The organism is Stenotrophomonas sp. PS02298, assembly GCF_029959445.1.
GTDB lineage: Bacteria > Pseudomonadota > Gammaproteobacteria > Xanthomonadales > Xanthomonadaceae > Stenotrophomonas.
Genome location: NZ_JASCOR010000149.1, coordinates 1 through 10,680, shown reverse-complemented (window position 1 = coordinate 10,680; position 10,680 = coordinate 1). Strand labels below are relative to the sequence as shown.

General features: G+C 63.1%; 8 protein-coding genes and 1 riboswitch. Of the genes, 4 read left to right on the top strand and 4 right to left on the bottom strand.

All coding sequences use genetic code 11. From position 1 onward, the window contains the following. Window positions 1-105: 105 nt before the first annotated feature. Both QMX78_RS17260 and QMX78_RS17255 read left to right on the top strand, forming a co-directional pair. A complete protein-coding gene (locus QMX78_RS17260; protein ID WP_282271825.1) occupies window positions 106-606 on the top strand; it encodes a DUF2846 domain-containing protein in 501 nt (166 codons plus the stop codon). A 416-nt stretch (window positions 607-1,022) separates the two neighbouring features. Continuing rightward, window positions 1,023-1,421: a hypothetical protein gene (locus QMX78_RS17255; RefSeq protein ID WP_282271824.1), complete on the top strand. Its 399-nt coding sequence runs from the start codon at window positions 1,023-1,025 to the stop codon at window positions 1,419-1,421. A 173-nt stretch (window positions 1,422-1,594) separates the two neighbouring features. On the opposite strand, the gene QMX78_RS17250 is transcribed toward QMX78_RS17255, so the two are convergent. Both QMX78_RS17250 and QMX78_RS17245 read right to left on the bottom strand, forming a co-directional pair. Continuing rightward, complete coding sequence (locus QMX78_RS17250; RefSeq protein WP_282271822.1) at window positions 1,595-2,002, bottom strand: hypothetical protein; 408 nt, start codon at window positions 2,000-2,002, stop codon at window positions 1,595-1,597. Window positions 2,003-2,076: 74 nt separating this feature from the next. Beyond that, window positions 2,077-3,297: a multidrug effflux MFS transporter gene (locus tag QMX78_RS17245; RefSeq protein WP_282271820.1), complete on the bottom strand. Its 1,221-nt coding sequence runs from the start codon at window positions 3,295-3,297 to the stop codon at window positions 2,077-2,079. Window positions 3,298-3,632: 335 nt separating this feature from the next. Next, window positions 3,633-3,741, top strand: a riboswitch (glycine riboswitch). Window positions 3,742-3,852: 111 nt separating this feature from the next. On the opposite strand from QMX78_RS17245, the gene gcvP reads away from it, so the two are divergent. Together gcvP and QMX78_RS17235 are read left to right on the top strand one after the other, a co-directional pair. Beyond that, window positions 3,853-6,717 (top strand): aminomethyl-transferring glycine dehydrogenase, encoded by a 2,865-nt coding sequence (gene gcvP / locus QMX78_RS17240; protein ID WP_282271818.1) that lies wholly within the window; start codon window positions 3,853-3,855, stop codon window positions 6,715-6,717. Between the two features lie 18 nt (window positions 6,718-6,735). Next, window positions 6,736-6,936, top strand: a complete 201-nt coding sequence (locus QMX78_RS17235) for a hypothetical protein (RefSeq protein ID WP_282271816.1) — start codon at window positions 6,736-6,738, stop codon at window positions 6,934-6,936. A 141-nt stretch (window positions 6,937-7,077) separates the two neighbouring features. Here the strand turns inward: QMX78_RS17235 and QMX78_RS17230 are convergent, their stop codons facing one another. After that, complete coding sequence (locus QMX78_RS17230) at window positions 7,078-9,738, bottom strand: M1 family metallopeptidase (protein ID WP_282271814.1); 2,661 nt, start codon at window positions 9,736-9,738, stop codon at window positions 7,078-7,080. A gap of 86 nt (window positions 9,739-9,824) precedes the next feature. Then, window positions 9,825-10,556 carry an AraC family transcriptional regulator gene (locus tag QMX78_RS17225; RefSeq protein ID WP_282271826.1) on the bottom strand — a complete coding sequence of 244 codons (732 nt, stop codon included), beginning with the start codon at window positions 10,554-10,556 and terminating at the stop codon, window positions 9,825-9,827. Window positions 10,557-10,680: the final 124 nt, after the last annotated feature.

Below are 10,680 nucleotides of genomic sequence, written 5' to 3'. Positions count from 1 at the left end.
GGGGGGGGGATTTAGTTTTTACGCATTCAACGCGACGCTGCTTTGCAGCTCGATTTGATTCAGGCGTAGGGCACAACAACCAACTACACAATTCCGAGAGATCCAATGCACACCCGCATACTGATTGCCTTGATGATTGCCGCGGCCGCCCTGTCGGGATGTTCTGCCACTGGCCCGAAGTACACGCCAATGGCAAATGCGTCATCCGATGAATCCGTTCTTTACGTCTTTCGCCCCAAGACCGTTTACATGTCCGCTCTATCAGCCATTATCTTTGTAGATGGCCAGCGCGTTGCAAAGCTCCGAAACAATGGTTACGTAGCGCTTCCGGTGAAAGCGGGGCGTCATGTCATTCGACACGAATGGGATTCGGGGCTTCTCGGCGACAGTCGATCAGAAAACAGACCTATCGAGATAGGCATCATGATGCTTCCCGAGGGTCAACACTTTGTTCGAATAGGGGCCATCGCCAACCTTGGCTATTTTGAAACTGAGTATCTTTGGGAACTGCGCGAGCTGTCGCCTGAGCAGGCTCAAGCGGAATTGAATCAATGCAAGCTTGAGCCGATGACGCAAAGCTTGCAGCCCGCTGCAATGGCCCGCTGAACAACGGCCATGCACACCTCTTGGCTTCGCGGTAAAAGCGGGCCAAGGCAAAGGCCACGCCCTGGATCTAGGCGGGCGAGATTTTATTTCGATGCCGTGAATCAGCGGAGCGCAGAAACGAACAGGCCGTTGCACCGCCAACTAGCGAATTTGGTTGCCATGAACCGCCTAATAACCCCGCCAATCATCATTGACCAGCGGCAGCAAGCCGGGCTATCCGATTGATTTTTCGGAAATTCAGCAAGAAAGACAAGCAGGAAGAAACACGGCATACATAGTCACTCGCAGGTCTGGAACAATCGAGTCAACTCGTGAATTGGTCAATCAAGCGATAACATCTGTGTCGCCCCAGCCACGGGCAACCGGCTTTCGAAGTTGCAGCCGCACCACCACCCGGCACAACCGGAATACATCGCATGACCTGGATCATCGCTGTCGCTCGTTGGCTGTACGCCCTGTTCTACCTATATGTTGGCGTACGTTGGTTCTCGTACAAACTCTTTGGCACGTCCTGGCCGGATCATGACGAAGCACCTGCTGCCAAGGCACTGACCATCGCAATGACGGAAAGCGGCATTGTCGATCCGCTGATTGCCTCAGCCTGCCTTGCCGGCGGGCTGTTGCTGCTGTTCCGCCGCACCGCGCCGTTGGGCATCGTGGTACTTGCACCACTGGTGACCGGCATCTTCATCTTCCACCTGTTCCTCAACCACGATTGGCCGTGGGGCACCTTCCACTTCTGCTATCTCGCGGTCCTGGCATGGCTGCACCGCAGCGCGTTCCGGCCGTTGTGGAATTACCAACGCCCCCGGTAGTGCCGAGCCATGCTCGGCAGGGGCCTCACCGATAGCAGTCATGCAAAAGCACTGACGCTGTACGAGCTTCGCGGCTTACGCCGCTCCCACAAGAACTGGGGCGCAGGGCACGCTCGCCACAAACGACAAGGGCGCCAACGGCGCCCTTGTCGGTATCAAGCTTGTACGCAGGCTCAATGCGTGCCCGCAGCCGCCTTGCCCACCGCGCCGGCCAGATTGCGCTTGTAGGTGTCGAAATCGATGCCCTGCTCCGCCGCCTCGGCATGCGCGGCGTCCTTGAGCACATCGGAATACATCAACCGCACCGGCGTGTCGTTGTTCTCGTGCCATTCGGCGGCCTGCATGATCAGCGCCAGCACGCGTGCGGCGCTGGTGGTTTCGCCGGCAATCTTGCCATCCATGCCCAGCACCCATTCGCCATCACGGCGGACAATGCCGGCCAGCAATGCACGGTGCTGGTCGCGAAGCTCGGCATGCGGCTCCACTTTGGCCTTTATCGGCGGATTGGCTTCGGCCTGGTTGCGTGCGCGCTCGGCCAGCTTCTTCTTCGCCTCGCGGCGGCCTTTGGATTGGATCGACATCAGTTGTTCACTCTTTGAACGGCCGCCGGTGATGGCGGCGCGACTATTGTCCCCGATGCAGGGGTGAATTCGTGTCAGGACGCGGTTTCGTCACGCTGGGCGCGCTGGCTCACGCGCTCCCACTTCCACATCGCCCAGCTGCCCAGGCCAAACAGGGCCGCACCGATGGCCAGGCTCAGGCCGCTGCGGCTGAGCATCGGCGACAGCACGCCGGCAATGATGGCGTTGGTCACCAAGGTGCTGAATGCCTGCATCGACGAGGCCGTGCCGCGCTGGCGCGGGTACATGTCGAGGATCGCCAGGGTCAGGATCGGGAAGATCAGGGCCACGCCAAACGAGGTCAGGGTGAACGGCAGCACCGCCCACGGCACCGTCATCTCGGTGGCGAAGGCGTTGTAGCTGATGTTGTAGATCGCCGCCACCGCCATGAAGCTGTAGCCGATGCGCACCGCGCGGGCACCGTCCATGCGCCCTGCCGCGCGGCCGGAGGCATAGGCGCCCAAGGCCATGCCACCGATGGTCGGGATGAACAACCAGGCAAACTGGCGTTCGTTCATGTGCAGCAGGTCAAGCACGAAGGCCGGCGCCGAGGCGATGTACAGGAACAAGCCACCGAAGCCCAGCGAGCCGGCCAGGGCCAGGCGCAGGAAGCGCGGGTTGATGCCGATGCTGATGTAGTCCTGCAGCAGGCGCTTGGGGTGCAGGCTGAGCCGTGCATGCGGCGGGTGGGTTTCCGGCAGCCAGATGCAGGTGATCAGCAGCAGCAGCGCCGAGAACCCGACCAGGAACCAGAAGATGCCCTGCCACTGCGTCCAGCCCAGCAGCCAGCCACCGATGATCGGGGCGATGGCCGGGGCAATGGAGAAGATCATCGAGACCTGGCTCATCAAGCGCTGGGCATCGTCACCGTCATACAGGTCACGGATCACCGCGCGGCCGATGATGTAGCCCACGCCGGCCGACAGCCCTTGCAGGAAGCGGAACAGCAGCAGGGTGCCCATGTCGGTGGAAAGCGCACAACCGACGGAGGCAGCGATGAACACCACCAGCCCGCCGATGATCACCACCTTGCGGCCGAGCGCATCGGACAGCGCACCGTGCACCAGGCTCATCAGCGCATAGGCCAACAGGTAGACGCTGATCACCTGCTGCATGGCCAGCTTGTCGGCGCCCAGATCGGCGCCCATGTGCGGGAATGCGGGGAACACCGCATCGATCGCGAACGGACCGAACATCGACAGACCGGCCACCAGAATGGCGATACGGCGCAGTGAAACCTGCTTGTTTGCTTCCATGGCTTTCAATAACCAGCAACGGCACCGGCGCGGGGCCGATGTGGGGTGGGGACAGGATGAACAGGACCGGGCGCGACGGCGCTCCGCGGCCATGATGCGGTAATTTGTCCGGACATTCACCCACTTCAGCCAGCGGCTCCGGGATGCCCGGCCGTACGCGTGCAACGCGCGGGATTGAAACCGGGATGCAGATGGTAATCCAAGCCGCTGCGCGGGTCTGCCCTGGGCCTTTACCGGGCTATAATCGCCACGCTGTACGAACAAGGTGGGAGAAGCGGTTCACCCCGCTGCCGAAGGCGCAAACGCCCGTAATCGCTCAGGCCCGATACCACCCGTAGCAAAACTCTGGAGAGACCGGTTCAATCCGGCGCCGAAGGTGCACGAAGCGCACGATCCTCGTCGCGTCGCTTCCAAACTCTCAGGCAAAAGGACAGAGGGGCGCGAGGTAAGCCTTTGCTTGCCGGCTGTGGTGGCGCGCGTGCGCGGCACCCGGACGGCAACCGGGCAGACCTGGCTCACCGCCCCTGCCCTGCATGCCTTCTCCGGACGTCAGCCATGACCCAGAACACTTTTTCGCTGCGCGAACTCGAACACCATTCCGCGTTCGTCGACCGCCATATCGGCCCCAACGACGCTGAAATCGCGCAGATGCTGCGCACCGTTGGCCACGATTCGCTCGAAGCACTCACCGACGCCATCGTGCCGGGTTCGATCAAGTCGCCGGCGCCGCTGGCGCTGCCCGAGTCGCTGACCGAAGTCGACGCGCTGGCCAAGATCCGCGCCATCGCTGACAAGAACAAGGTCCTGCGCAGCTTCATCGGCCAGGGCTATTACGGCACCCACACGCCGAACGTGATCCTGCGCAACATCCTCGAGAACCCGGCGTGGTACACGGCGTACACCCCGTACCAGGCGGAAATCTCGCAGGGCCGCATGGAAGCACTGATCAACTTCCAGACCATGGTCGCCGACCTGACCGGCATGGAAATCGCCAACGCCTCGCTGCTGGACGAAGCCACCGCCGCGGCCGAAGCGATGACCCTGGCCAAGCGTTCGGCCAAGTCCAAGTCCAAGGTGTTCTTCGTGCAGGACAGCGTGCACCCGCAGACGCTGGAACTGCTGCGCACCCGCGCCGAGCCGATGGGCATCGAACTGCTGATCGGCAAGCCGGCCGAAGCGCTGACCGCCGACACCTTCGGCGTGCTGCTGCAGTACCCGGACAGCCTGGGCAACATCGGCGACTACAAGGCGCTGGTCGAGGCCGTGCACGCCCGCCAGGGCCTGGTTGCCGTTGCCACCGACCTGCTGGCACTGACCCTGATCGCCGCCCCCGGCGAATGGGGCGCGGACATCGCCATCGGCAACAGCCAACGTTTCGGTGTTCCGTTCGGTTTCGGCGGCCCGCACGCCGCCTTCATGGCCTGCCGTGATGCCTACAAGCGCTCGATGCCGGGCCGCCTGATCGGCGTCTCGGTCGATGCCGAAGGCAAGGCCGCTTACCGCCTGACCCTGCAGACCCGCGAGCAGCATATCCGCCGCGAGAAGGCCACTTCCAACATCTGTACCGCACAGGTGCTGCTGGCGGTGATGGCCTCGATGTACGCCGTCTACCACGGTCCGGAAGGCCTGCAGCGCATTGCCCGCCGCACCCACCGCCTGGCTGCGATCCTCGCTGCCGCGTTGCGTGGCAACGGCGTGGCAGTCGGCAACGACTTCTTCGACACCCTGCACATCACCGGCGTTGATTCGGCCGCGCTGAAGGCCAAGTCCGAAGCCGCCGGCATCAACCTGCGCATCATCGACGCCGGTTCGGTTGGCATCAGCCTGGACGAAACCGCCACCCGCGCCGACGTCATCGCGCTGGGCCAGCTGTTCGGCGCCAGCGTCGACGTGGATGCGCTGGATGCCAGCACCACCGACGCACTGCCAAAGAGCCTGCTGCGCAGCAGCGAGTTCCTGACCCACCCGGTGTTCAACACGCACCACAGCGAGCACGAAATGCTGCGCTACCTGCGTTCGCTGGCCGACAAGGACCTGGCGATGGATCGCACCATGATCCCGCTGGGCAGCTGCACCATGAAGCTCAACGCCACCGCCGAGATGATCCCGGTGACCTGGCCGGAATTCGCCAACATCCACCCGCTGGCGCCGGCCGACCAGGCGCAGGGCTACAAGGAACTGATCGACGGCCTGGAAGCGATGCTGGTCGAGTGCACCGGCTATGACGCAGTGAGCCTGCAGCCGAACTCCGGCGCGCAGGGCGAGTACGCCGGCCTGCTGGCAATCCGCGCCTACCACCGCTCGCGCAACGAAGGCCATCGCGACATCTGCCTGATCCCGGACTCGGCGCACGGCACCAACCCGGCCTCGGCCCAGATGTGCGGCATGACCGTGGTCGTGACCAAGACCGACAGCAACGGCAACGTCGATGTCGAAGACATCCGCCGCAACGCCGAGAAGTACAGCGACCGCCTGGCCGCGATCATGATGACCTACCCGTCCACGCACGGCGTGTTCGAGGAAGAAGTGGTCGAGATCTGCGAGATCATCCACAAGCACGGCGGCCAGGTGTACACCGACGGTGCCAACATGAACGCCCTGGTCGGCGTGGCCAAGCCCGGCAAGTGGGGCTCGGACGTGTCGCACCTGAACCTGCACAAGACCTTCTGCATCCCGCACGGCGGCGGCGGTCCGGGCGTCGGCCCGTGCGCGGTGAAGTCGCACCTGGCCCCGTTCCTGCCGGGCAAGCTGGGCGACAACGGCCCGGTCGGCATGGTCAGCGCGGCCAGCTTCGGCAGCGCCTCGATCCTGCCGATCAGCTGGATGTACATCACCCTGATGGGCACCGCCGGCCTGCGCAAGGCAACCCAGGTTGCATTGCTCAACGCCAACTACATCGCCAAGCGCCTGGCCCCGCACTACGCCACCCTGTACACCGGCCGTAACGGTCTGGTTGCGCATGAGTGCATCCTCGACGTGCGTCCACTGGAGAAGACTTCCGGCATCGGCGCCGAGGACGTGGCCAAGCGTCTGATCGACTTCGGCTTCCACGCCCCGACCCTGAGCTTCCCGGTTGCCGGCACGCTGATGGTGGAGCCGACCGAGAGCGAATCGCAGCACGAGCTGGACCGTTTCATCGACGCGATGATCCAGATCCGCGAGGAAATCCAGGCCATCGAAGACGGCAAGCTGGACCGCGAGGACAACCCGCTCAAGCACGCCCCGCACACCGCAGGCGCAGTGTCGGCCAGCGAGTGGACGCATGCATATCCGCGCGAGCTGGCAGCGTTCCCGCTGCCGTCCCTGAAGCTGCAGAAGTACTGGCCGCCGGTTGCACGTGTGGACAACGTCTACGGCGACAAGAACATCATGTGCGCCTGCATTCCGGTGGATGCGTACAAGGAAGATGTTGAGGCGTGATCGCGGCTTGATTGCCTGATGCGTGAATTAAAACAGCCGGCGAAAGCCGGCTGTTTTTTTGTGCTGATTGGAGAGCTGGAGCGCCGGGTCTTTCTGGAGGGGTACGAACAACAGGTGTGCAAGGCTTTGCCTTTGCCTTTGGCTTTGCCTTTGCCTTTGGCTTTGCCTTTGGCTCTCCCTTCTCCCGTTCACGGGAGAAGGTGCCCGAAGGGCGGATGAGGGGGATTTTGACTTTGCTTAGCTAGAAGCCTCCCCTCACCCCAACCCCTCTCCCGTAAACGGGAGAAGGGCTTCACAGCTGCAGTTGCATTCATGGCTTCACAGCTGCAGTTACACCCATGGCCTCATAGCTGCAGCGCTTCAATACCCCTTCTGCTTCAACCAGGCATCCACCTGCGGCTTGCGCTCTGCGCGCAGCCGCAGCTTGGTCTGGATGCCAGCAATCACCGTCTCCGCATCACGTCGCGAGGTCGGTGCGATGTGTGCATCGGCAAATGCCTTGATCTTGTCCACCATCTGCAGGTTGTCGGCGCTGCGGCCCAGGCCCGGGTAGTACCGCGCACGTGAGGTGCTGTCGACCAGGGTGTCCACCTTTTCGCGATGGGCAACGGCGAAGTCGAAGGCCAGGTCCGCATGCTCGCGTGATACGCCGCCAATCATGCCTGCACTGTTGGTTGCACCCGGCTCCCCGGTCAACGCCATGTCCAGCGCACGCTGCGCCAGCGCCTTGTCCTTGGGCAGGGCAAGCAGTCCATAGTACTGGTCACGCACCATTGCAGACGTCTCCTGCTTGGCCAGCGTGTGCAGCTTGTCCCAGGTCGCCGCGTCGGCGTTGCGTGCCACCACACCCAGCACACTGCTGCGCAGGTCTGGTGACAACGAATCCGGCTTGGCCAGGAAGGCATCAAAGCGACGCTGCGCTTCGGCAATCACCTGCGCATCGTCCAACGCCGCCAAGGTGCCGATCAATCCACTGCGCAATTCCTTGGTCTGCGCCGAGTCGCTGTCCTTGCCGTCCCAACCCAGCGACTGCAGTACCGGCGACAAACGCGAACGCGCGTAACTGCGGAAAGCGGTCTGCCGCGCGGTATCGCCGTCGAACATGCCATCGATGCCGCTCAATGTGCCGGCAGCCATGTCCCATAGATCGGTCGGCGCATCGGCACCGATCTTCGCCGTCAGATCCAGCAGATCCGCATCGGGCTGCAGGCCCGCTGCAGCCAGTGCACTGGTATCCATCACCACGCCCAGCTGGTCGACCACCGGCAACTTGTCGAAGCCCGCGCTAAGCGCCTTGAACTGCGCCGGCGCATACAGGGTGCGGTAATAGCCCTTCTGCCCGGCATTGACCAGCAGCGGCCCAGTGCATCCCGGCAGCTGTACGTTGGTATCACCGTCAACCAGCGTGTGCACCACCTCACCATTGCCCACGCGCAGACTCACCGGCACGCGCCAATGCAGCGGCTGCTTGTCCTTGCGATCAATCGTGTACTCGCCTTGGCTCAGCTTCACCTGGGTGTTGCCAGCGACGCAGCTGCTGCTGGCACGGATCAAGGGCACGCCCGGTTGCAGGGTGAAATCATGTGCGACCTCCATGAAACGCTTGCCCGGAGCGGCCTTGTCGATCTCGGCCCAGAGATCATCAGTGACGGCATTGCCGTAGGCATGGGCAGCGATGTAACGGCGCACGCCATCACGCCACGCATCTGCACCCACGTAATCCTCGAACATGGAGATCACCGCCGAGCCCTTGCCATAGGTGATGCCGTCGAAGGCCTGGCTGGCCTGCTCCACCGTCGCCACGTGCTGCACGATCGGATGGGTGGTGACGTAGGCATCGCGCCCCATCGCGCCGCGGCTGGTATGCGCGGCATCGACGTTGTTGATGTCCCATTCCGGGTGCAGCTTGCGGGTGGTGCGCGCCTCCATCCACGACGCGAAACCTTCGTTGAGCCAGAGGTCATCCCACCACGCCATCGTCACCAGGTTGCCGAACCATTGATGCGCGATTTCGTGTGCGGCAATCGAGAACACCGCCTTCTTGTCGGAAACGCTGGACACGGCCGGGTCCAGCAGCAAGGCGTATTCAAAGGTGAAGATCGCCCCCCAGTTCTCCATTGCACTGAAGAACTGGCTGCCGCCAGGTGCAGCGACGTTGTCGAGCTTGGGCAGCGGATACTTCACGCCAAAGTAGTCGTTGTACTCACGCAGCACCTCGGCGCTGCCTTCCAGCGCAAACTGCGCCTGCTCGACCTTGCCGGTCTGCGCGATCACGCCGATCTCGGTGTCGCCTTCTTTGACGGTGGCGCGTTCGAACTCGCCGCTGGAGAAGAACAACAGGTAGGTCGACATCTTCGGTGTGGTCTGGAACACCACCTGCTTCAGCCCTTTACCCAGCGACGTGCTGCTGGCCACCGGCATGTTGCTGACCGCCATCTCCGCTTCCGGCACGGTCACGCTCAGATCGAACGTGGCCTTGAAGCCCGGCTCATCCCAGGACGGAATGAAGCGGCGTGCATCGGAGTTCTCGAACTGGGTGAACAGCGCGCGCTTCTTGCTGCCGTCAGCCACCGGATAATCCAGTGCGAACAAGCCGTTGGCCTGGGTGTTGATGGTGCCACTGTAGTCGATGCTCAGCGTGTAGCGACCTGGCTGCAGCGGCGTGGCCACGACGAAGCTTGCGGTCTGGTTGGCCTCGTCCACGCTGACCGTGGTCGGCATAGGCTTGCCGCCGGCGGGTTGCAGCTGACTCTTGCCGAAGCGCATGCCCGCTGCCTGCAACACGATGCTATTGGTGGGCTGCAGCACTTCCAGATCAATGCTGACCTTGCCGTCGAAGCCCATCTGCGCGGGGTGTGGCGTGATCTCCACACGGTAATGATCCGGGCGCGCAGTGCGCGGCAGCTGCGTAGTGACTTCATTGCGGGCCGCAGCGCCGGCTGCTGACTCAGCCGCAAAGGCAGCAGGCGTGGCAACGCAGGAAAGGGCAAGACTGATCGCGACAACAAGGGAACGGCGCATCGAAGCTCCTGGCGGAAGGACATGGGCCTGATGCCCACCAACTCCGCATCATCTGCCCCTGCAACGCCCCCCAACACTCCCGGAAGTCATAGCCCGGCGCGGGCGGCTTCCTGTTGTGCACGCTCGGCGATCATCGCCCGGTACTGCCGCGGTGCCATGCCGACTTCCGCTTTGAACTTGCGGGTGAACGCACTCTGGTCACTGAAGCCGCAGGCCTGACCGATGCTGGCCACGCTGTCCTCGCCGTGCAGCAGGTGCAGCGCGATCTGGATGCGCAGGCGCGTCAATACCTGCTGCGGGGTCATCTGGAACACTTTGCGGAACGAGCGCTCCAGCTTGGACAGCGAGAAGCCGGTGATATCCAGCAGCGTCTGCATGCGCACGTTTTCGGCGTAATGCGTATTGAGGTAGTCCAGTGCCAGCCGCAGCGGCTCGTATTGCGACTCCAGGCCACCGCGCTGGCCCAGATCGCGGGAGATGCCGATCAGGCCGACCACCTTGCCGTTCTCGACGATGGGCCGCTTGCAGGTCAGGCACCACCCCGGCTGCTGGTTTGGGAACAGCTGCAGCTCCATCACGTTCTCGATCACTTCGCCGGCCAGCACCCGCGCGTCCTGTTCGGTGTAGGCCTCGCTCATTCCGACCGGATACAACTCGTCGGCACGCTTGCCGATGGCGTCACTGCGCGACTTCATGCCCAAGCGCTGCATCATCGTCATGTTGACGTGGGTGTAACGCCCATCGATGTCCTTGGCGAAAAACAGCACGCTGGGAATGGCGTCGAACAGGGCTTCGATTTCGGCAGGGTCAATACGCATCGGATCAGTCAGGCTGGCAGCGGGGGGCGTGCCCAGCCATTCTAGCCAGTGCTGCGCTGCCTGTAGTGCCGACCCATGGTCGGCAATGGGCGTTACCGGTAATGCCCCTTGCCGACCATGGGTC

Bases quoted from the DNA above. Each gene is read 5' to 3' on its own strand.
- QMX78_RS17260 (WP_282271825.1), top strand. From the start codon at position 106: ATGCACACCCGCATACTGATTGCCTTGATGATTGCCGCGGCCGCCCTG.
- QMX78_RS17255 (WP_282271824.1), top strand. From the start codon at position 1,023: ATGACCTGGATCATCGCTGTCGCTCGTTGGCTGTACGCCCTGTTCTAC.
- QMX78_RS17250 (WP_282271822.1), bottom strand. From the start codon at position 2,002: ATGTCGATCCAATCCAAAGGCCGCCGCGAGGCGAAGAAGAAGCTGGCC.
- QMX78_RS17245 (WP_282271820.1), bottom strand. From the start codon at position 3,297: ATGGAAGCAAACAAGCAGGTTTCACTGCGCCGTATCGCCATTCTGGTG.
- gcvP (WP_282271818.1), top strand. From the start codon at position 3,853: ATGACCCAGAACACTTTTTCGCTGCGCGAACTCGAACACCATTCCGCG.
- QMX78_RS17235 (WP_282271816.1), top strand. From the start codon at position 6,736: ATGCGTGAATTAAAACAGCCGGCGAAAGCCGGCTGTTTTTTTGTGCTG.
- QMX78_RS17230 (WP_282271814.1), bottom strand. From the start codon at position 9,738: ATGCGCCGTTCCCTTGTTGTCGCGATCAGTCTTGCCCTTTCCTGCGTT.
- QMX78_RS17225 (WP_282271826.1), bottom strand. From the start codon at position 10,556: ATGCGTATTGACCCTGCCGAAATCGAAGCCCTGTTCGACGCCATTCCC.